Origin of the sequence: Vibrio sp. TRT 17S01 (assembly GCF_050113695.1) — a bacterium.
In the GTDB taxonomy this organism is placed as follows: Bacteria; Pseudomonadota; Gammaproteobacteria; order Enterobacterales; family Vibrionaceae; genus Vibrio.
Genome location: NZ_JBNJOG010000011.1, coordinates 48,059 through 70,294, shown reverse-complemented (window position 1 = coordinate 70,294; position 22,236 = coordinate 48,059). Strand labels below are relative to the sequence as shown.

Here is a 22,236-nt window from a genome sequence, read left to right as displayed (position 1 = left end):
ACAGGAGTTTTTATTTGTGAAATGGTTTCAAACCGCTACGTTGACACTTTCTCTACTCATCACTGCAGGCTGTGCATCCACTTTCGATAAAGAAGAACAATGGCTGTATCCTCCAATGGCAGTGCCTTTACAGGCAAGTGTGCAACAAGAAGTGCAGATTGCGCGTTTAAGTCAGCTATTGCGTCGTGCTGATCTTCCGAATGATATTCGTGCGAAGATGCTTTATGAGCGTGGTAATTATTACGACAGCGTAGGTTTACGTGATTTAGCGAGACTGGATTACAATCAGTCACTGTCGCTCAACCCAGCACAACCTGATCTGTTTAACTTGCTTGGTGTTTACTTCACCCAAGTCGGGGAATTTGATGCTGCTTATGAGGCGTTTGATTCGACATTAGAGTTGGACCCTAGTAACTCTTACGCAGCACGAAATCGAGCCATTGCACTGTATTATGGTGACCGTATTGAATTGGCGCTGGAAGATATCCAACGTCATTATGATGAAGACCCAAGTGATCCGTTTCGGGCACTTTGGATGTACATCATCAAATCAGAACAAGATGTAGAAGTTGCACGCCATGAGCTCTTGACCAGTTATCAAGCACGTGACGAACAATGGGGTTGGGTTCTTGTGGCTTTAACGTTAGGTGAAGTGAGCGAAGACAAAGCTTTTAAAGCCATCTTGCAAGGTACTCGAGACAATACCTTGTTAGCGCAACGCCTGACAGAAGCTTACTTTTATTTGGCTAAACGTTATCAAAAACAGGGCGACTATGCAGGTGCTGTTTCGTTATACAAATTAGCCATTTCGTTTAACGTTTTTGATTATGTAGAACATCGTTATTCGTTTTTAGAATTGAGCCGCATTTACAATCAAGTTAAGGCTGAGCGATTAGCAAAAGCTAAGCGAAAAGAAGAACAGCCCAAGTAAGTTAATGATAAAAAAACCGCGTTGAATAAGCGGTTTTTTTATTGCCTTTTCATCAGGGAATATTAAAATAGTTAGCCTTGCTAACTAAATGAGCAAAACACAATGGCATTGGAAAAAAGCCTGATTGATTTGGAACGCTTCTGTGCCAAGGCATGGCGTGTTTATGCAAAGGAAGACCCGCTTTCAAGCTTGAGCTTTAATGAGTTTGACTACTTACGAGTGATCCAGCAATTCCCTGAAGGCGTTCGGATTACCGACTTGGCTGAGGAGCTTCAAGTGACGAAACCTTCAGCTTCAAATATGGTGGTTCGTTTAGAGAAAAAAGGCTTGGTGAAGCGCATTGCTTGTAGTGAAGATGCTCGTTCAAAGCGTGTACTACTGACTAAAGAAGTCATAAAAGAAATGTCGCTGGAACAAGTGGTCTACAAAGACATTTCTCAGCAGCTAATGCGTAAACTTGATCAACAAGAAGCCCAACAGTTGAAAGCGCTACTGGATAAAGCGCTCGGAAACTAAATATATTACTTATTCATTTATCTATTTAGTTAGTCTTGCTAACTATTGGTGACAGTCATGCAAAACTCTATTTACAAACAGTTTTGGAAATACACAATTCCGACCGTTGCAGCCATGTTGGTGAACGCTTTATACCAAGTCGTAGATGGCATTTTTATTGGTCGTTATGTTGGTGCTGATGGATTAGCGGGGATCAACGTGGCGTGGCCGATCATCGGCACAATTCTCGGCATCGGTATGATGGTGGGTGTCGGTACTGGTGCCTTGGCATCGATAAAGCAGGGGGAACAAGATACCGAAGGGGCGAAACGTATCCTCTCGACGGGACTACTTTTGTTAGTCGCCTTGATGCCATTAGTCGCGACGACCTTGTTTTTCTTTGCGGATGACTTTATCCGTTGGCAGGGCGCAGAAGGTCGTGTGTATGAGTTAGGTTTGCAGTATCTGCATATTCTTATTGTGGCATGTGTATTCTCATTAGGTTCGATTGCTGTCCCTTTTTTGTTACGCAATGATGACAGTCCGAACTTGGCAACCTTGCTGATGGTCGTTGGTGCGGTGATTAACATCGTGTTGGATTACCTCTTTATTGCTTGGCTTGATTGGGAACTTACTGGAGCGGCGATCGCAACGGCATTAGCACAGATGGTGGTGACTGTCCTTGGTGTGGGCTATTTCTTTAGCGCTAAAGCCAAGATGCGCTTATCAAGATATGATTTAAAGATGCAGTTCAATGTTGTGCCTAAAATTATGATGATTGGTACATCGAGCTTCTTTATGTATGCCTATGGCTCAATGATGGTCGCACTACACAACAGCTTATTTGCGCAATATGGCAGTGTATTGCTAATTGGTGCCTATGCCATTTTGGGCTACATCGTTACAGTTTATTACCTTATCGCTGAAGGCATTGCGAATGGCATGCAGCCTTTGGTGAGCTATAACCATGGTGCTCGTAACCGAGAAAATATTCGTAAACTACTGAATATTGCAATGGGGACCGCGGTATTAGGTGGGGTTGCGTTTGTACTTTTGATGAATGCTTTTCCGTATCAGTTTGTATCAGTATTCAACCATTCAGATCAGCTGTTGATTGAAAGTACTGTCGTGGGGATTCGCCTGCACATGTTTGCTTTATTCCTCGATGGATTTCTAGTTGTTGCGGCGGCGTATTACCAATCGATAAACAAGGGCAGTAAAGCAATGTTTGTGACGATTGGGAATATGGTCATTCAGCTACCATTCTTATTTATTCTGCCGAAGCTATGGGGTATTACGGGGATTTGGATTGCGTTCCCGCTATCAAATATTGCGTTGAGCTTAGTCGTAATGAGTATGCTGTGGCGTGATATTAAGAAGTTACACGATGAAAGCCCAGCTGAGCCAAGCATTCAAGCTTCTTAATTGATAAATAGAAACAAATAGCGAGGCTAATGCCTCGCTTTTTTACTTTGAAAGCAGTGAGAAGTGCTTAGATGTTTTTCACTTCTAGACCGGCAAGTTGGTGCCAATAGCCGTTACATTGACGATCTTGGATCTTTCCTGGGTTAGTCCCTTTCTCATTTGAACGGAAATGATCCAGCTCAGAGAAGGTGCTGATGCCCAATGGGCTTAAACGAACCACATCAACCAATCCTTCCATGCTTGGTAGATCATTAATGAGGTTATAGCAGTAACCCGACTGGGTCTGAATGCCATTGAGGTTAAAGACTTCCTGACCTTCTTGACTGCTGACCTGAATACCGGTTTGGTATTTGATACAACAGGTTTCGCAATCGTCTTTCGCTCGGTTTTCAGCGCGAGCAGTAAAACATCGGGCAGAATAGGCGAGTGGTAGATAACCGTGGCTGAATACTTCAACTTCAAACTTATTGCGGATACCGAGTTCATCGCATTGAGTTAAAACGTTGCTTAACCATTCACGTGACAGTTCTACTGGCATACACCAGCGAACCATTCCTTGTTTAAGAAATAAGTTCAAGGTGTGTGCGTTGTAAGTATTTACCGCAGGGCCAACAACGAATGGGACTTTATGTTCAGAAGCTAATTGAACGGCTGATACATCGTTTGCTTCGATGGCAAAGTCACCGTTGTCGATGTATTTCTTCATGACGTTCACTTCGCTGGGGGCTTCTAATAAAGCCATGGTCGATAGCACGACCTGTTTGCCAGACGCGGACAGTTCTTTTGCAATTTCAAACCAGTGCGCAGGCTTCATCTCACGACGCTTTGAACACACAGTCTCACCGAGATAGATGATGTCTGCTGAGCTTGATTTTGCTTGTTCGTAAAATGCCTCTACATCTTGTTTTGGCCAAAAGTAAAGTAGTGGGCCAAGTGCGTATTTCATTGAATTATCCATCTTAACCTCTACTGCCATTTACGATGGTAAGCACCAAGAGTGGTTTGCGTGCCTTCAGACACGTTTGCTAATGCGGCGTCCCAAGCTGCTTCCACTTGGTAAGCTTCTGGATTTGCTTGATAGCGATCTATCGCTGCGCGCCATGTACGCGTGACTTGCTCTACGTAAGCCGGACTGCGCTGGCGACCTTCGATTTTTACTGAAGCAACGTTTGCAGCAAACAGTTCTGGTAACATCGAAAGAGTGTTTAGGCTGGTTGGCTCTTCCAGTGCATGATAGCGTTTTTTCTCACCTTCAATTTCGGCTTCGAAACGGCCTTTGCATAACGTTGGGTAGCCCGCGTTTTCACCGGCACTGTAACGGTCAATTAAAATGTTATTCAAACGTGATTCTAAGCCATCAGCCGTTTCTTGCCAGCGTACATATTTTGCAGGGGAACAAGCGCCAACAGTATTGGGTGACTCGCCAGTCATATATGATGAAAGATAGCAACGACCTTCCGACATAATACACAAACTACCAAAAGCAAACACCTCCAGCTCAACATCACTGGTGATGTTACGCGACAGCTGTTTGACTTGATGGATTGACAAAACCCGAGGCAATACGACGCGCTTTACATTGAAGTTCTGTTGGTAGAAGTCGATGGCAGCCACATTGGTCGCGGAAGCTTGTACGGAAAGGTGCAGCTCAAGATCAGGGTATTTATTGGCCGCATAATCTAATACTGCAATGTCCGCGACAATCAGGGCATCCACACCAATGTCGGCAGCGCGATCAACCGCTTCAGTCCAGCGATTGAACCCGTTTGGATGGGCAAAAGTGTTGAGGGCTACATGAATTTTTTTATGTTTATCATGAACATATTGCACTGCCTTATCTAGCTTCTTGCCAGTGAAGTTTAGACCAGCAAAATGACGTGCATTGGTGTCATCTTTAAAGCCGATATAAACCGCATCGGCACCACAGTCGATTGCAGTCTTTAGCGCAGGTAGGTTACCTGCTGGGCATAGGAGTTCCATCGCTCATTACCAATTATTATTGCTGTTAGTTCAAGTAAGGACAGTACGTACAAGCTGGCACTGCTTATTTGAATTGCAGGTGTTTGCTTAGAAAATTGTTCCGTATTTTATGAAGAAATATGAATGGCAGAATTGATGTAAGGCAGGTTTGTGTGAGTTAACTCGAAATTACCCTTAAGGGGTTAGTTTTTGTGGCGTCGGTTTTGAATGAATAATTCTTCCACTTCTTGTTTTGGTTGAGGGCGATAGAAATGAAAGCCTTGAATAGAATGACATTGAAGGTTTGAAAGCAGCGTTGCCTGTTGAGGTGTTTCAACCCCTTCAGCAACCACGGTTAGGTTTAGAGATTTACCTAAGTTGATGATGTTTTCGATGACGGTCACCTGTTTCGGCAGTGTATCGATATCGGTAATGAAGGCGCGATCTATTTTGAGTTCATCGATAGGGAAACGAGCTAGATAAGACAGCGATGAATAACCGGTACCAAAATCGTCAATGGAAAGAGAGAAGCCAAGTTTCTTAATCGCGTTAAGCATTTGTAGCGTATGCTCACTGTCACTCATTACGGCGCTTTCAGTCAGTTCAAATGTAATGCAGGCAGGGTCAAGTTCGGTACTGCGCAGTAACTTCTCCATGTAATCGATGAGCTTAGGATTACCAAATTGTTCCGGAGATAAATTGATGGCGACGCGACCAGGTAAGATCCCTTGTAGCTTCCAGCGTTTGACGGTAGAAAATACTTCGCGCATGACAACGCGACCTAAATGCTCAATTAAACCTGCACGTTCAGCAACTGGGATAAATGCGCCCGGACTGATGTAACCTTCCACCGGATGTTTCCAGCGGATCAGAGCTTCCGCTCCGTTAATACTGAAATCACGAGCGTTGACCTTAGGTTGGTACCAGACTTCCAATCCATTTTGCTGCAACGCTTTTTGCAGTTCGATCTCCAACCATAAACGCATGCGTGCTTCTTTGTTCATTTGGTCGTTAAATTTGATCAGGCGGTTACGCCCACGATCTTTGGCCTCATACATGGCAGTATCTGCATTTTGTAGCAAAATACGTGCATCGTTACCATCTCCCGGATAAGCCACACTACCAATGGAACAAGCCAAGCGTTTACTAAAGTGGTGAAGATCAAAAGGTTGATTTATAAGAGAAATGATTCGATCTGCCATCATTTCTGCCATGCGGTTATTGTCTGGCTCTGGCAAAATGAGGCCGAATTCATCGCCTCCTAAATGACCAAGTACGGCTTGCTGTGGCAGAAGGCGCTTTAAGCGAGATGAAACTTCTTTAATGACTTTGTCGCCAATGTGGTGACCGAGTGAGTCATTGATGTTTTTGAAGTTATCAATGTCTAGGTAAAGCATGATCAACGGCGTTTCGTTGTGGATCAATTGCTCCAGTCGTTTGGTGAAACCAAAACGGTTGTATAACCCTGTTAGTGAGTCTAAATGGCTGTCATCCTGTTTGTATCCTGATAACTGCTTTGGTGTCTCTTCCGCGTCTTGGATCAGCACGATCTGAGAAGTACTACCCAGAATAATGGTTGCATCAGCACTCAGCTGAACTCTGCGCTCAAAGCCGCATCGTGGCCCGGTTAAACAGACTAACGGTGCCTCTGCCAGCAATAAACTTAACTTCGCGTTAAAACTCGTTTTGGATTTTTCGTCAATAAAAAGCGTACTGAGTTCTTCACCCAAAAGGTCCGAAACACTTTCCAGCCCAAGCAAGCGTGATGCAGATTGGTTCGCAGAAATAATGCAATCGTCTTCGACTAGTAATAAGCCGTCTGGTAATAGAGAGGTAAGGGTAGAAAACTTGCTTTCCGCTTCATCAAGAGAACGAACTAAAAGTTGTTTTTCTGAGGTATCGATGGCGTGAAAAATGACTTGTTTAATACCGTGTTCGCTTTCGATTGGCGCGAGACAGAAGTGCAAACTGGTTTCAAGATCGAGCTCACTTAATGTGATTTCTGCTTCGAGCTGTTCACCTTTAAAGGCACGCTCATAATACGGTTTCAGATGAGTATAAAAATGCTGGCCGAATATCTGGACGTCATTCATCCCGATAAGTTCTTTAGAGGAAAGTCCCGCGATATCACAATAGCGTTCGTTCACCATTGCATAGTTGTGCTGGTTATCTAAAACAGCGAAAAAAAACGGGCTGTTAGCCGTTAATTTTGCAAACCAATGCTGTAACTGTTGCGAAGGCATTAATATTTTACCGGGTCTCCAAAGAGCTCATACATTCATAGGGCTGATAGTAGAGAGCTACTATAACTGTGATTGCCAAGTTAGAAAAGGATATCGGGCATCAGACGGTTTTATTGATGCATAACAGGAATTGCAGCACATACATCCTTTATGATGGGCCATTCTTTTTACAAAGTAACGGATAACACGCGTGATTAACAAGATTCGCACTCAATTAGTTCAAAATGCGGCATCAATTTTGCGATCTCCAGTCCACTTATTACCGCAATCTGTACAAAAAAAAGCCTTATTAGAAGGACTTAAAAGCATTTTCAAAGAAGCTTTAGAGGATGGGGATTTTGAATTCCTTGAAGGAAAATGGCTTAAGGTTGAAGTTAAAGATATGCAGTTATGTTGGTATATCAGCTACGAAGGTGAAAAGTTAGTTGTTGCAGATACTCCAATGCAAGAAGACGTATGCTTTGCTGGGAATTTGAATGATTTAGTGTTGATCGCTGGCCGCAAAGAAGACCCTGACACCTTGTTCTTCCAGCGACGTTTGTCTATTGAGGGAGATACAGAGCTTGGTCTTGAAGTCAAAAATTTGATGGACAGTGTCGATCTTGATCTATTGCCGAAACCTTTACAGGTTCTTTTAAATGAATTAGCAGACTTCGTTCATAAAGGGTTACAATCACCAGTAACACAAAACGAGGTTGTAAATGCTTATACGAACTGAAGCGCCAGCTGATATTCTGGCCGTCGATCGCTTGCTAAAAGATGCATTCCCAACAGAAGCGGAAGCTCAGCTAGTGATGAAGTTGCGCGAAAATGGCCACCGTACGCTGTCATTAGTCGCATGCAGTGATGAAGGTGAAGTCATTGGGCATATCATGTTTAGCCCAGTGACACTTGAAAGTGAAGATTTAAATTGGCAAGGGCTTGCCCCTTTAGCTGTTAAGGCATCTGCGCGAAATCAAGGGATTGGTGCTGACTTGATTAAAGAAGGTTTGATAACGCTAAAAGAGTTTGGTTATCCTGCCTGTGTTGTTTTAGGCGATCCTGCTTATTATGGTCGGTTCGGTTTTGAAGACGCACAGCAACATCAAATCCGTTGTCAATGGGAAGTGCCTCAAGGTGCTTTTCAGATCGTCGCTTTAGGTGATGGTGAGTTGGATGGCCGCCAAGGCCTGATTGAGTTCAGCCCAGAATTTAGCGAGCTGTAACAAGATTAAAAAGGGGTGAAACACCCCTTTTTATCATTCGTTTTCGCGTTTTTTGCCCCAGACTTCGATTTTTGCTTTCTTACCTACACCGAAGGCATTCAGTGTTTGGCTTCCCCAGCTATCGTATGTCATTTCCAGCTTTCTTAGTTTTGCGTCTTCATTGCCAGGCAAAATCCATGCGCGAGTTGACATCCCTTTACTCAATGTCCCCATTGAAGAGAGCTCCTTGGTTGAACCATCGCTCATGGTCACAACAATCTTGTGTAAACTCACGGTACCTTGAGTACAAGTGAGCTTAATCTGGCCAAAGTTACGCGCTTTTAAAAATGGAATAGGGCGAACTACATCGGTTTCTGATTTGTAATTTACCAATTTTTCTGCGATTAACGTCCAGTCACCATCTTGTTTCGCTGCCATGCTTGCGCTGCTGAGTGTGGCCAAAACTATGCCCAGTAATAGGTTTTTCAAATGTTTCATAATGCCTCTGACTTTAAATCATTTATTTGGTAGCATTGCTGGGTTTTCTTTGGTCAAGACACGTCTATGTCACAGCACGAGCTACAATATTTGCAAGAAATGGGGATTCAGAGTTATCAACTCGCTCACCCAGAAAGGTTGCTAGGCTACCAAGCCGAAAAGTTTGTTTTGCAAGCCTCCTGTAAACTTTTATTGGTGTCTCCTTTTTATCCTGAAAATGAGACAGCATTGTTGTTTGAACGGGTTTTAAAAAGCATTCAGCTGACCCTAAGCGACGCACTGCATATTTTTCCAGAACAGATTGAACAGTTAGGTGAGCATCACTTGCAGTGGGTTTGGTATGCAGGTTGTGATGCCTCAGACCAGATCCAAGCGAATAAACTAGTTTCTCCTGAGCTGGCTAAAATTGACGGCGATAATCAACAGCGCCGGGCATTGTGGCAGCAAATTTGTGCGTATCAATAATCCATTATGACTTATCAATTACTTCCTTTAGCGGCGGAACATACTGAAGCCGTTTTTCATATAGAAACTCGAGCACATAGCCACCCTTGGTCACAAACGATGATCAATGACATCAATAGCCGAGGCGCCTGTCATCATGTCTTGCTGTATCAAGGTGTTTTGGTCGGTTATTTCTATGCGCAGAATATTGTCGGTGAGGTAACTTTACTGAATATTGCCGTTGCACCAAGTGAGCAAGGCAAAGGGCATGGTAAATATCTTATGGATGCGTTTTTAACCCTGTGTGAAAACGTGAAGGCTGAGAGTGCATGGTTAGAGGTTCGAGAAAGTAATGTTGGCGCATATCATCTTTATGAATCACACGGTTTTAATGAAGTCGACCGCCGCATCAACTACTACCCAACAGCATCAGGCAAAGAAGATGCGATCATCATGAGTTATCTATTTTTCTAGTGGTTTCATGTCGACTTGTTATTTCTGACCAATTTGTAGTGCATCGACTGGGGTAATAACGTAATAGTTATTCTTGAAGCGTTTTTCAATCTCCTCAGCAGGTAGAGGTTTATCAAACAAATAACCTTGGAACTGGTCACACCCCAGATTTTTTAGAGCTTGTAGCTCGTATTCATCTTCTACCCCTTCTGCGATGACTTCCATATTGAGACGACGTGCAGTCATGATGATGGTATCGACTATAGCCTGATCGCTTTCATCCATATGGAGTTGGGTAACGAAAGAGCGATCAATTTTAAGAACATCGGCATCCATGTGTTTCAGGTAGCGCAGCGATGAGTAGCCTGTACCAAAATCATCAATAGAGATCGTGAGCTGGTGATTTTTCAGCTGTTTCATCTTCTGTATCGCCCCTTCCACATTTTCTAAAAGAAGGTTCTCGGTGATCTCTAATTCAATATGTTCTCCGTCTATCCCCGACTGGGTGAGTGCTTGACGGATTTGGTCGACAAAAGCGTTTTGTGAAAACTGTAGTGGGCTGATATTGACGGCTAAACGGCGGAAGCTATCAGGGAGTATTCCTTTATTTTTCCATTGCGCGTATTGGTAAAAGGCTTGTTCAATGATCCAGTCGCCAATCTGCAGGATTTGTCCCGTTTCTTCGGCGATGGGCATAAATACCCCCGGTGGTAATAAACCTTTCTCAGGATGATTCCAGCGGATCAAGGCTTCGACCCCAATGATCTGATGTTTCTCATTAACTTGCGGTTGGTAATAAAGCTCTAATTGATCTCTACTGATGGCTTCATGCAGACCTTTTTCTATTTCTAGAAAAGAATCGACTTGCGCCTGCATTTCTGGTTCATAAAACATGTATTTATTGCGGCCTGCGACTTTAGCGCGGTAAAGCGCTGTATCGGCTTGTCGTAGCACATCGATGTTGTTGCAACCCACAAATGGAAAGGTAGAAATTCCGACACTGACGGTGCAATAGAGTTGGTGATCATCAATTGAATAAGGGTTAGAGATAAGAGCAAGTAACTGTTGGGCAACCTCTTTAACGCTATCATGTGGCAGGTTAGGAAGCAGAATGGCAAACTCGTCCCCCCCAATGCGCGCTGCGATATATTCATCTTTTAACCATGCTTCAATTCGCATCGCAATGGCTCGAATGAGATGGTCACCAATGGTGTGGCCTAACGAATCATTAATGGTTTTAAAGCGGTCTAGATCAAGATAAAACAGCGCGCCGACGGTGTTGTCTTTGTTAGCGCAATCAATGGATTTTCCTAGTGATTGCAGTAGCAAGCTTCGGTTTGCTAGGCCAGTTAGAGAGTCGTAATAAGCCAACTGGTTGAGTTTCGCCTCAGCCGCCTCTCTGTCTTTCCATAATGTATGAAATGTGGTCGCTAGGTGGCCGATTTCATCGTCTTGATTTTGTGTCGGTGGTGGAAGGTTTTCTTTACGGTTTTGTAATGAACGAACCCAATCAATCAGAGTAACGAGTGGCTTTGATAGTTTGTAATAGAAAAAAATCAGCAAAATAGTGGTCAGTAATATATTTCTCAATAAGTCAAACAGGAGAATTTGACTGGTTTTGGAAATAAACGCTTTCGCAATATTGGCTCCATTCACCGAAAAGCTCAGTGTACCAACCACGACATTCGAGTTGGGTTGATGCAGCTCGGTTGTATAGGTTGGGGCGGATGGGGTGAGGTAACCTGAAAGTATGTGGGTGAATCCACTTTGTAACGAGATACTGCGCTCTCGCTCAGTTAAAATATCGCCAAAATCATCAATGATACGTACGTTATAGATGGCCTGATCCATCATCAAAGTTGACGCAACTTGTTCGGCAAGCAATTGATTAAGGTGATAGGCAGCTTGGCTGGCATTGGAGTAATTTTGTAATAGTTTGAACTGGTAATGCTCTTCAATCCGGCGCTGTTCTTGATGCAAGTCGACCAGAATGTGATACAAACTAAAACACAGCCCGAGTATCACCGATACTAGGAATACGGTTTTTGCTTGTCGAAATGCGAGTGAATTTATTTGCTTGGTCTCTGGCATAGCTAGGTTCGCTTCCATCTACTCCTTTAGTTATAGCTCATATTTATTGAGATTTTAATTTCTAGCCAGTTAGCGGCAAAAAACATTGTAATGCCAGGTCTAAAGTTGCTCCCATGAGGAATATAAGCGAGAATACCGCGCAAATTTGAATCGAATGGCACGGGGCGCTCAGCTGCATGAGCAGAATAACCTGCCTATCTGACTAAAGAAGACGAGTTTCATGTCAAATACAGCGTTTTTAGGTGAAGTCGGCAAACGTCGTACTTTCGCTATCATTTCTCACCCGGATGCGGGTAAAACCACCATTACTGAAAAGGTTCTGTTATTCGGACGCGCAATTCAGACTGCCGGTACAGTAAAGGGCCGTGGCTCAAGCCAACATGCCAAATCTGACTGGATGGAAATGGAAAAAGAGCGTGGTATTTCGGTAACGACTTCTGTGATGCAGTTTCCTTATAATGAGTGCCTTGTCAACTTATTAGATACCCCAGGACACGAAGATTTCTCAGAAGATACCTACCGTACGCTGACAGCTGTTGACTCATGTCTGATGGTGATCGATGCCGCTAAAGGTGTTGAGGATCGTACACGTAAGCTGATGGAAGTGACTCGTCTACGTGACACACCAATCGTAACATTCATGAACAAATTGGACCGAGACATTCGTGACCCAATGGAATTATTGGATGAAGTCGAAAGTGAGCTAAATATCTCTTGTGCTCCGATTACTTGGCCAATTGGTTGTGGTAAAGAGTTTAAAGGTGTGTATCACATTCACCGTGATGAAACCATTCTCTACACCACAGGCCAAGGCCATACGATTCAAGATCAGCGTATTGTTAAAGGTTTAGACAATCCAGAATTGGATGAAGCGGTGGGTACAGAACTGGCTGAGCAGCTACGTGAAGAGCTTGAGTTGGTGATTGGTGCATGCCCTGAGTTTGATCAAGAGTTGTTCCTCGCTGGTGAATTGACGCCAGTTTACTTTGGTACTGCACTGGGTAACTTTGGTGTTGATCATATGTTGGATGGTTTGACTGAGTGGGCGCCGGCGCCAATGGCTCGTCAAGCGAACGAACGTGAAGTGGAAGCGAATGAAGAGAAATTCTCTGGATTCGTTTTCAAAATCCAAGCGAATATGGATCCTAAACACCGTGACCGTATCGCCTTTATGCGTATTGTGTCGGGCACTTATACCCAAGGTATGAAAATGAATCATGTTCGTTTGGGTAAACAGGTGAGCATTTCTGATGCAGTAACCTTTATGGCTGGTGACCGTTCTCGTGCTGAAAATGCGTATGCGGGTGACATTATTGGTCTGCATAACCACGGCACCATTCAAATTGGCGATACTTTTACTCAAGGTGAATCGCTTAAGTTTGCGGGTATCCCGAACTTTGCGCCTGAATTGTTCCGTCGTATCCGTCTGAAAGATCCATTGAAGCAAAAACAGTTGTTGAAAGGCTTGGTTCAGCTTTCTGAAGAAGGGGCGGTACAGGTTTTCCGTCCGGTGCAGAACAATGATTTGATCGTTGGTGCTGTTGGTGTGCTGCAGTTTGATGTGGTTGTGGCTCGTCTTAAAGCGGAATACAACGTAGAAGCGATCTACGAAAGCGTCAATGTTGCTACTGCCCGTTGGGTTGAGTGTGGTGATGCGAAGAAATTGGATGAATTCCAACGTAAGAACCAGACTAATTTAGCATTGGATGGTGGTGATAACTTAACTTACATCGCGCCAACCATGGTGAATCTGAACTTGGCACAAGAGCGTTTCCCTGATGTTGAGTTCCGTGCTACTCGTGAGCACTAATTGCATCTCGGCCTTTGGTGTGATGAAGGCTTTGTATAAGGCGAATTCACACCAAGCCATATAAAGTAAAATGCTTTCTCGTTATCAGTAGATGCTGATAACGAGAAAGAACGGATATAAAAAATGCCGCTTCGATTGAAGCGGCATTTTTTGTTTATTTAAACGTTATTTTTTCTTAGCTACTTTCTTTTTGCCTTTCGCTTTTACCGTTGTTTTTTTCTTGTCGTCTTTTTTCTTTTTCTTCTTAAACACTGGTTTTTTATGCTGAGGGCGCAGCTCTTTGATGAATCGCTCTTTGATCTCTTCTTTGACGTAGCGAGCGACGCGATCCATCATCGGCTGATCGTGTGCTTCAACGATTGATACGGCATTGCCTTTTTTGCCGGCGCGAGCGGTTCGGCCGATACGGTGAAGATATACATCCGCACTGCGTGGCATGTCGTAGTTAATCACGTGGCTCACATCAGGTAAATCGATACCACGAGCAGCGACATCGGTCGCTAATAAGACATTCACGGTACCATCACGGAAGCGGCTAATCGCATTATTACGACGATCCTGAGGCATTTCTCCTTGGATCCATGAACATGGGATTTGTGCTCTCTCTAATTCGACTCGCAGTTCTGCTAAACGCTCACGAGTTTTTAGGAAAATAATAGAGCGTTCCGCTTGTTCGGTAAGGATTGTTTTAAGTAGTGCCAGTTTGTGCTCCATGCTGTCTGCACGGTGGTACCACTGGGTGATTTTCTTACGTTCACGGCGAGAAGGTTCTGCATCGATTTCAGCAGGCTCTTTAAGGAGATCTGCTGTAAAACCTTCAACCCCTTTTCCTTCGAGTGTGGCCGAGAAGAGTAGGGTTTGTTTGCGCCAACGACATTCTGATGAAAGACGATCGACAGTTGGGCCAAAGCCCATGTCTAACATACGATCTGCCTCATCTAAGATTAGCCACTCAATTGCACGACAATCAAAACGTTCGGCTTCAATGTATTCCATTAATCGCCCCGGCGTAGCGACCACAATGTCTTGAGTGGTTGAGAGAATGTCAGCGTGCTCTTGATATTGTACACCACCCGTAATGGTGAAAATGTTGAGCTTGGTATGCTTTGCGAGAGCACGAGCTTGATCGGCAACCTGCATCGCCAACTCACGAGTCGGTGTTAAGATCAGAACGCGTGCAGGCCCCGGTTTGCGACGAGGAAAGTCTTGCAGAAACTGCAATGCTGGCAGTACGAATGCGGCGGTTTTCCCTGTGCCTGTTGGTGCTGATGCTAAAATGTCGCGTCCATCCAGTGCTTGTGGAATGGCTTCCGCTTGGATTTGAGTTGGACGCGAGAAGTCCATCTCTTCAATGGCGAGAAGCAAGTTTGGATCTAATTCTAATTCAGCAAAATTTTTGATCACTGTGATATCTCCACAAGCCGAAAGGCAAGTCTGGGTAAGTAGACGACAAAAAATAAGGGGCCATAGTATAGAGGGTTCGGTGATTCGGATCACACCTTATTTTACATCTTAAGGTAAAAGGCTTGCGTCAGATGAATAAACTCTGCGCTGTATTGGCCGTTTTCTCTGATGAGTAATTGACGGTCGCTTGGCTGACATGGCGCTAGGCTCAGCTCGATCAACAGTCGGTTAATGGGCTTTTTTTCGGTTGGTTTGATAGATAACAAACGCTTAAGAGACCACCCTGAGCCTAATGCATGCCGGTAAAAGATCTCTCCTTCTGTCACAGGAAGCACAAAGCTGGCGGTTCCGGTTGGCGTCAGTAGGCTTTGGCAACGAGTGAGTAAATCATGGTGGGGGAGCTGGTCAGTGTGTCTAGCTATCGCTCGTTGTACAGACTGTGCTTGTTCTCCAGAGTTAAAGTAAGGTGGATTGCAGACGATGCGATCGAACTGGTGGGGGAAATTAGTATCAAGTATGTCCCCAAAATGTAGTGTTAAACGCTCATGCCAAGGACTGGCTCTGAAGTTATTTGAAGCAGCATGGTAAGCATTTTCTTCAATATCAATCGCTTCAATCTGCAATTCTGGGTTCCGTTGCGCGCACATTAAAGCCAACAACCCTGTTCCCGTCCCAATATCCAATAAATTCTGGCTCTGTTTTATATCAACCCAAGCGCCTAGTAACACGCCATCGGTACTGACTGGCATACCTGAACAACCGCCATCAATTTTAAATTGTTTGAAACTAAAGCTTTTGGTTTTTTGCGTGCTACTTTTCATGTTTATTTTGTTTGGTGATAGTTTTGTAGGTTCTTTAACTAATGTTAGTGTTTTGTATAGTTAAATGCTCTACTTGTGATTAAATTGTTTTATTAAATGAATGGTTCAAATAGCTGGTGTTTGTTTGTGAGGCAGCATAATGAACTGCAATGTTGTTGTATTTGTAAATTAATATAGTGTTTTTAAAGGGGTAGTTGCGCATGGATAAGTATTTCGTCATTATTCGCCCCTAAATTTTATAGATTGGAAGGCGTTTTACGTCTATCCAAGCATACACAACATCAATCAGTATAAGAAAAGGGTTAGCTGTGAAACAGACGCTAAAACTAACAGATATCATCGCAGTAGGCTTTATGCTTTTTGCGTTTTTCTTGGGAGCCGGTAACATCATTTTCCCACCATCAGCAGGACAACTTGCGGGTGAAAGCTTGCTTCCGGCGATGTCAGGTTTTCTATTGACCGCTGTCGGTCTTCCACTTATCACCATTATTGCCATTGCACTGGCTGGTGGCAGTTGGGAACACATGACCAAAGATCTACCTAAACGTGCGGCAGTGACCATGGCCGTGCTTATCTTCATTATTATTGGTCCAGCATTCGCGGCTCCTCGTACTGGGTTAGTTGCGTACGAAATGGCAGTGAAGCCATTTTTCGCTCATGCGGAACAAATTCATCTGACGATGTTCTCGATTTTATTCTTTGTCGTTGCAATGATGTTTGCTTGGTTCCAAGGCAAACTTATTGATGTGATTGGCAAAGTGCTGACGCCTCTTTTGTTCGTTGGTTTGATTGTTCTTGCTCTGGCAGTATTTCTGAATCCGCAAGGTGATATTGCAGCTGCTCAGGGTGAATATTTAACGCATCCGTTGCAAAAAGGCTTCCTAGAAGGTTACAACACCATGGATACGTTCGCATCTCTGATGTTTGGTGTGCTGATGGTTGATGCGCTGCGCAGTAAGGGCATTACCGAGCGTGCTGCAACCACCAAATACCTTATTAGTGCTGCATGCATTGCAGCGGCAGGTCTAGCGTTTGTGTACATTTCATTATTCTATCTAGGCGCAACGAGTTCGACGGTTGCCGCTGGGGCCGATAATGGTGGTGTTATTCTAAGCCATTACGTACAGGCGCTATTTGGCTCTTATGGTCAAATTGTTCTTTCTATTATCGTATTACTGGCGTGCTTGACCACAGCAATTGGTTTGGTATCGGCGTGTTCAGATTACTTTAGTTCATTGACACCGTTGTCATACAAAACTTGGGTGATCATCAATGGTGTGGCATGTGCATTTGTTGCAAATGTGGGCTTGTCTCAGCTTATTTCTCTATCTGTTCCTGTGCTATTCGCGTTGTATCCGGTTGCGATTGCGTTAGTTGCACTGACTTTTGTGCGTAAGAAATTGCCAAACCCTCGTGTTGCTTACCGTGTTGTCATCTTAGTATCGCTATTGTTCGCATTGATCGATGCAGCGAAAGTTGCTGGTATTGATGTTTCGGCATTCAACATGCTGCCTTTGTTTGAGGTGGGAATGGGGTGGTTGCTACCAACTACAGCTGCAATTATCTGTATGTTTTTTGTCGGAAAATCTGTAGAGCAACCTGTTGTCGAAGAAACAGCATAGTTGTAAAAGACGAACCTTCCGCAAAATAGAAAAGCCAGTGGTCATCACTGGCTTTTTTGTTTCCATTTTTCAATCCAATTTTTCCTGTATCTTCGTCACATTTTTGAGTAGAATTTCTCGGTTAAATTCTATTCTAAAATGTTGAGCAAACATGTTTGAAATCAATCCTATTAAAAACCGTCTTCAGGACGTGTCTGAGCGCACAAATGTCCTGAGGGGGTACCTTTGACTATGACGCTAAGAAAGAGCGTCTAGAAGAAGTCAACGCAGAACTCGAACAACCTGATGTGTGGAATGAACCTGAGCGTGCCCAAGCGCTTGGTAAAGAGCGTGCATCTTTGGAAGCGGTTGTTGAAACTATTGATCAACTTGAGCAAGGCGTTGAAGACGTTGACGGTCTTTTAGACCTTGCTGTTGAAGAAGAAGATCAAGAAACATTTGATGAAATTGAACCAGAATTGGTTGAACTTGAAGAAAAGCTCGAGAAGCTGGAGTTCCGCCGTATGTTCTCTGGTGATCATGATGCATCGGATTGTTATATCGACTTGCAAGCAGGCTCCGGCGGTACTGAAGCACAAGATTGGACTTCAATGTTGCTGCGTATGTACCTACGCTGGGCTGAAGCGAAAGGCTTTAAAGCTGAGGTGATCGAAGTTTCTGAAGGTGAAGTGGCTGGCCTTAAGTCAGCAACAGTCCGCATCTCTGGCGAATACGCTTATGGTTGGTTACGTACCGAAACAGGCGTTCACCGCTTAGTGCGTAAATCGCCATTTGATTCCGGTGGTCGTCGTCATACTTCATTTGCTTCTGCGTTTATCTACCCTGAGGTTGATGAAAACATTGATATCGACATTAACCCTGCTGATCTACGCATCGACGTATACCGAGCATCAGGCGCGGGTGGTCAGCACGTTAACACCACGGAATCTGCGGTACGTATTACCCACCTTCCAACCAACACTGTAGTTCAGTGTCAAAATGATCGTTCACAACATAAAAACAAAGATCAAGCAATGAAACAGCTTCGCGCGAAGCTATTCGAGCTTGAGCTACAAAAGCAGAATGCAGAAAAGCAAGCCAATGAGGATGCTAAGTCTGACATCGGCTGGGGTAGCCAGATCCGTTCTTATGTATTGGATGACTCTCGCATTAAAGATCTACGGACCGGCGTTGAAAACCGCAATACCCAAGCGGTACTTGATGGCGATCTGGATAAATTCATTGAAGCTAGCCTGAAATCAGGTTTATAAGCTTTTCACCGACCAACGACAGGATACATCGAAAATGACTGATGCTGTTCAAAACGAAACTGTACAAGAAGTCTCTACACCAGAAGAGAATAAGCTGATTGCTGAGCGCCGCGCTAAACTGGATGAAATCCGAAAGAGCTGCAAAGCAAACGGCCACCCAAACGACTTCCGTCGTGACGCATTAGCGGGCGACCTTCAAAAAGAGTTCGGTGAAAAGAGTAAGGAAGAGCTAGAAGAGCTTAACCACGTTGTTGCAATCGCTGGTCGCATCATGGCTAAGCGTGGTCCATTCCTAGTAATTCAAGAGACTTCTGGCCGTATCCAAGCTTACGCTGACAAAGCGGTGCAAAAAGTACTTAAAGAAAAATACCAAGGTCTAGATATCGGTGACATCATCGGTGTGAAAGGTGCACTGCACAAGTCTGGTAAAGGCGACCTATACGTGAACATGGAAGAGTTCGAATTGCTAACGAAAGCACTTCGTCCACTACCAGAGAAGTTCCATGGTCTAACTGACCAAGAGATGCGTTACCGTCAACGTTACGTTGACCTAATCGTTAACGAAGATTCTCGTCAAGCGTTCGTAGTACGTTCTAAAGTAATGTCTGCAATCCGTAACTTCATGATCACTAAACAGTTCATGGAAGTTGAAACGCCAATGATGCACGTTATCCCTGGCGGTGCGAGTGCGCGTCCATTCATCACGCACCACAACGCACTAGACATGCCAATGTACCTACGTATCGCACCTGAGCTATACCTGAAGCGTCTAGTGGTTGGTGGTTTCGATCGCGTATTCGAAATCAACCGTAACTTCCGTAACGAAGGTCTTTCTCCTCGTCACAACCCAGAATTCACAATGATGGAATTCTACATGGCGTACGCGGACTACAAAGATCTGATGGACCTAACTGAAGAACTACTAAGCTCAGTTGCTCTCGAAGTTCTAGGTTCAACGTCAATGCCTTACGGTGATGATACGGTTGAATTTGGTGGTACTTACACTCGTATGAGCATGTTTGAAGCTATCAAACACTACAACCCAGACCACGCGCAAATCCAAGCGCTAACAGAAGAAGACATTCAAAACCGTGACCTAATGGTTTCTATCGCGAAATCTGTTCACGTTGAAGTAGAACCTTTCTGGACATGTGGTCAGCTTCTTGAAGAGATCTTTGGTGAAACTGCTGAACCTAAGCTAATGCAGCCAACGTTCATCACGGGTTACCCAGCAGATATCTCTCCATTGGCTCGTCGTAGCGATGACAACCCGTTCTTCACTGACCGCTTTGAATTCTTCATCGGTGGCCGTGAAGTAGCGAACGGCTTCTCTGAGCTTAACGATGCAGAAGACCAAGACGCGCGCTTTAAAGCACAGGTTGAAGCGAAAGAGTCTGGTGATGACGAAGCCATGTTCTACGATGCAGACTACATCACTGCACTAGAGCACGGTCTACCGCCAACAGCTGGTCAAGGTATCGGTATCGACCGTCTGGTTATGCTATTGACTAACACGCACACCATTCGTGACGTTATCCTGTTCCCAGCGATGCGTCCTCAAGCATAGGACTAGTCCTACGTGCGGTAAAAAGGTCACCATTTGGTGGCCTTTTTTTGTACAGATTAATCTTTATACTCAATGACTTATCGCAACTAATTTTGTATTGATTTTGTAGGTCAAATGTTGCCATTCTTAGTTCTTGAACGGCGTTTCATTCTGCGGGTGAATCGGTGTCTCATAAATGATTGGTAAATTCATTAATTGGACGCTAGTCTTAATATTGAGACAGATCTTTTTGCCTAGTCTCGATAATGTAACGGCCTAGTTTCATGTGCCTAGTGTCGCACTGTAGATAAAATCATTAATAAAAGGAACAAGTTGAATGGGTAGTCAATTCCGGATGGATTCTGTCCCTGGTTCTCTTATTGTCGTTGGCGGTACCTACGAGCCGTGGCTTTCTGTATTAGAGCAGGTGGGCTGGCGTTGTACGCAATGTGCCGATTTGCGTAAGGCTGATGCACTTTTCTCAGAGACAGGTCCGTGTATTGGTATTGTGGATCTTAGCCATGATGAATTTAGTCTAAATGGTATTGCAAATCTGGTTAGTAACCACAAACAAGTTCGTTGGTTAGCGTTTATCCGTGAATCTCAGCTTAGCTCAGATACAATTTGTCAGTTCATTGTGAACTTTTGTATCGATTTCTTCACTGCGCCAATTCCTGATGCCCAGCTACTAAGCACCATTGGTCACCAGTTAGGTATGCTTAAGCTAGAGAAGAAAGTGTGGCCACATTACGGCAACATGAATGACATGGGCCTTATCGGTGATTCAATTCCGATGAAACGTCTACGTGATCAAATTAAACGTATTGGGCCAACAGACGTTAGCATCCTCATTTATGGTGAAAGTGGCACGGGTAAAGAAACGGTTGCACGCGCTGTACATAAAACATCTGCACGTGCTCAGAAAGAATTCATTTCTGTCAACTGTCGTGCAATGTCGGAGCGTCGTTTAGAGTGTGATTTGTTCGGTATTAACCGTGAAGACGATACGCAAGTATCCATTCTGGAGCGTGCAGACGGTGGTACCATACTACTCAACGATATTTTGACACTGCCTAAGTCTCAGCAACTTAATCTATTACGTTTCCTTCAAGAGGGTACGGTAGAAACGGTAAACGGCCGTAAAGAAGTTGATGTACGAATCCTAGCGGCAAACTCTGCCGATATTGAAAAAGCCCTAATTGATGGTGATTTCAATGAAGAGCTTTATCACTACATTAACGTTTTGCGTATTAATGTGCCTAGCTTGAAAGAGCGTGCGGGTGATATTGCTATTCTAGCTCGTCACTTCCTGCAAGAATATTCTAAAGAGTACAACGCACAAGCTCGCAGTTTTACTGAAGAAGCAACACGTGCTCTGACTCGTTATCATTGGCCAGGAAACGTTCGTGAGCTCATGAACCAGATCAAGCGTGTCGTGCTGATGTCTGATACAGTGATGCTTGATGAGCCACATCTTGATTTGCCAAAACGCAGTGATGGCAAGCGCAGCCTAAAGAGTATCCGTGAGCGCAGTGAGCGAGATGCATTGCTATTAGTTCTTGAATCGCATTCTGGCCAAGTGTCGATGGCGGCAAAAGAATTGGGTGTTTCCCGTGCAACGATGTATCGTTTGTTGAACAAGCACAACTTGATCTCTGATAACGCGATATAATTTGCTGTATTTAATCGAAAAAAAAGCCACGCAATCCATTGCGTGGCTTTTTGTTTTGGAGCAAAGTGTCGCTGATTAAATATTTCGCTATAGAATATCTTATAATTTTCTGTTTGCTTTTATGATTTTTGGTTTATTTATTTGTTTTAGAAATATTTGTTAACAATGGGTTGAATTATTAACCCGTTTGAATAGAATTTAACCGTGAGCAACAGCTCCACACAACACATCTCATTAGGATTAATTAACTGCTTAGGAGGCGCACAATGAATCATTTCACTTTCATTCAAATTGTTTGCGTCTCTATCGATCCCGCGAAATCTACAGCCAAGGATTTTAATGGTTGCATGATGAGCGCTGCTCGAAAACAGACCACCAAGCAAATTAA

19 protein-coding genes are annotated in these 22,236 nt (G+C 44.0%); 12 read left to right on the top strand and 7 right to left on the bottom strand.

Annotation, left to right across the window (positions count from 1 at the left end; all coding sequences use genetic code 11):
- Positions 1-16 precede the first annotated feature (16 nt).
- The 3 genes from nlpI to ACQEXS_RS16385 all read left to right on the top strand — a co-directional run bounded on the left by nlpI (position 17) and on the right by ACQEXS_RS16385 (position 2,851).
- Positions 17-931, top strand: a complete 915-nt coding sequence (gene nlpI / locus ACQEXS_RS16395; RefSeq protein ID WP_427011442.1) for a lipoprotein NlpI — start codon at positions 17-19, stop codon at positions 929-931.
- 102 nt (positions 932-1,033) lie between these two features.
- Complete coding sequence (locus ACQEXS_RS16390; protein ID WP_427014539.1) at positions 1,034-1,447, top strand: MarR family winged helix-turn-helix transcriptional regulator; 414 nt, start codon at positions 1,034-1,036, stop codon at positions 1,445-1,447.
- Between the two features lie 57 nt (positions 1,448-1,504).
- Entirely contained in the window at positions 1,505-2,851 is a 1,347-nt protein-coding gene (locus ACQEXS_RS16385; RefSeq protein ID WP_427014538.1) for an MATE family efflux transporter, read from the top strand.
- A gap of 67 nt (positions 2,852-2,918) precedes the next feature.
- Here the strand turns inward: ACQEXS_RS16385 and ACQEXS_RS16380 are convergent, their stop codons facing one another.
- From ACQEXS_RS16380 to ACQEXS_RS16370, 3 genes are all read right to left on the bottom strand, one after another.
- Complete coding sequence (locus ACQEXS_RS16380) at positions 2,919-3,797, bottom strand: U32 family peptidase (protein WP_367988225.1); 879 nt, start codon at positions 3,795-3,797, stop codon at positions 2,919-2,921.
- A 20-nt stretch (positions 3,798-3,817) separates the two neighbouring features.
- Positions 3,818-4,831: a ubiquinone anaerobic biosynthesis protein UbiU gene (gene ubiU / locus ACQEXS_RS16375; RefSeq protein WP_427014537.1), complete on the bottom strand. Its 1,014-nt coding sequence runs from the start codon at positions 4,829-4,831 to the stop codon at positions 3,818-3,820.
- Between the two features lie 182 nt (positions 4,832-5,013).
- Positions 5,014-7,053 carry an EAL domain-containing protein gene (locus ACQEXS_RS16370; RefSeq protein ID WP_427014536.1) on the bottom strand — a complete coding sequence of 680 codons (2,040 nt, stop codon included), beginning with the start codon at positions 7,051-7,053 and terminating at the stop codon, positions 5,014-5,016.
- Between the two features lie 190 nt (positions 7,054-7,243).
- On the opposite strand from ACQEXS_RS16370, the gene ubiT reads away from it, so the two are divergent.
- Together ubiT and ACQEXS_RS16360 are read left to right on the top strand one after the other, a co-directional pair.
- A complete protein-coding gene (gene ubiT, locus ACQEXS_RS16365) occupies positions 7,244-7,771 on the top strand; it encodes a ubiquinone anaerobic biosynthesis accessory factor UbiT (RefSeq protein WP_367988228.1) in 528 nt (175 codons plus the stop codon).
- Positions 7,755-8,258 carry a GNAT family N-acetyltransferase gene (locus ACQEXS_RS16360; RefSeq protein ID WP_427014535.1) on the top strand — a complete coding sequence of 168 codons (504 nt, stop codon included), beginning with the start codon at positions 7,755-7,757 and terminating at the stop codon, positions 8,256-8,258. The genes ubiT and ACQEXS_RS16360 overlap by 17 nt, the downstream gene beginning before the upstream one ends.
- Before the next feature lie 33 nt (positions 8,259-8,291).
- Here ACQEXS_RS16360 and ACQEXS_RS16355 read toward each other — a convergent pair whose 3' ends face one another.
- Positions 8,292-8,735 (bottom strand): hypothetical protein, encoded by a 444-nt coding sequence (locus ACQEXS_RS16355; protein ID WP_367988230.1) that lies wholly within the window; start codon positions 8,733-8,735, stop codon positions 8,292-8,294.
- Positions 8,736-8,801: 66 nt separating this feature from the next.
- On the opposite strand from ACQEXS_RS16355, the gene ACQEXS_RS16350 reads away from it, so the two are divergent.
- Entirely contained in the window at positions 8,802-9,200 is a 399-nt protein-coding gene (locus ACQEXS_RS16350) for a DNA polymerase III subunit psi (RefSeq protein ID WP_427014534.1), read from the top strand.
- A 6-nt stretch (positions 9,201-9,206) separates the two neighbouring features.
- A complete protein-coding gene (rimI, locus tag ACQEXS_RS16345; protein ID WP_427014533.1) occupies positions 9,207-9,653 on the top strand; it encodes a ribosomal protein S18-alanine N-acetyltransferase in 447 nt (148 codons plus the stop codon).
- A gap of 18 nt (positions 9,654-9,671) precedes the next feature.
- On the opposite strand, the gene ACQEXS_RS16340 is transcribed toward rimI, so the two are convergent.
- Positions 9,672-11,723, bottom strand: a complete 2,052-nt coding sequence (locus tag ACQEXS_RS16340) for a putative bifunctional diguanylate cyclase/phosphodiesterase (RefSeq protein WP_427014588.1) — start codon at positions 11,721-11,723, stop codon at positions 9,672-9,674.
- Between the two features lie 220 nt (positions 11,724-11,943).
- Here ACQEXS_RS16340 and prfC point away from each other — a divergent pair, with 220 nt between their 5' ends.
- Complete coding sequence (gene prfC, locus ACQEXS_RS16335; protein WP_367988233.1) at positions 11,944-13,533, top strand: peptide chain release factor 3; 1,590 nt, start codon at positions 11,944-11,946, stop codon at positions 13,531-13,533.
- Between the two features lie 165 nt (positions 13,534-13,698).
- Here prfC and srmB read toward each other — a convergent pair whose 3' ends face one another.
- Together srmB and ACQEXS_RS16325 are read right to left on the bottom strand one after the other, a co-directional pair.
- Positions 13,699-14,937 (bottom strand): ATP-dependent RNA helicase SrmB, encoded by a 1,239-nt coding sequence (gene srmB / locus ACQEXS_RS16330; RefSeq protein WP_427014532.1) that lies wholly within the window; start codon positions 14,935-14,937, stop codon positions 13,699-13,701.
- A 101-nt stretch (positions 14,938-15,038) separates the two neighbouring features.
- Positions 15,039-15,758, bottom strand: a complete 720-nt coding sequence (locus ACQEXS_RS16325; RefSeq protein WP_427014531.1) for a tRNA1(Val) (adenine(37)-N6)-methyltransferase — start codon at positions 15,756-15,758, stop codon at positions 15,039-15,041.
- 308 nt (positions 15,759-16,066) lie between these two features.
- Between ACQEXS_RS16325 and brnQ the strand changes: the two genes are divergently transcribed.
- From brnQ to vpsR, 4 genes are all read left to right on the top strand, one after another.
- Positions 16,067-17,380: a branched-chain amino acid transport system II carrier protein gene (gene brnQ, locus ACQEXS_RS16320; RefSeq protein WP_427014530.1), complete on the top strand. Its 1,314-nt coding sequence runs from the start codon at positions 16,067-16,069 to the stop codon at positions 17,378-17,380.
- A 151-nt stretch (positions 17,381-17,531) separates the two neighbouring features.
- Positions 17,532-18,630 (top strand): peptide chain release factor 2 gene (gene prfB / locus ACQEXS_RS16315; RefSeq protein ID WP_427014529.1). Its coding sequence is split into 2 segments (ribosomal slippage): positions 17,532-17,606 and positions 17,608-18,630, totalling 1,098 coding nucleotides; the frame shifts between segments, so codons are not numbered across the junction.
- Between the two features lie 34 nt (positions 18,631-18,664).
- Complete coding sequence (gene lysS, locus ACQEXS_RS16310; protein WP_367988238.1) at positions 18,665-20,197, top strand: lysine--tRNA ligase; 1,533 nt, start codon at positions 18,665-18,667, stop codon at positions 20,195-20,197.
- 316 nt (positions 20,198-20,513) lie between these two features.
- Positions 20,514-21,848 (top strand): cyclic-di-GMP-binding transcriptional regulator VpsR, encoded by a 1,335-nt coding sequence (gene vpsR / locus ACQEXS_RS16305; RefSeq protein ID WP_367988239.1) that lies wholly within the window; start codon positions 20,514-20,516, stop codon positions 21,846-21,848.
- Positions 21,849-22,236: the final 388 nt, after the last annotated feature.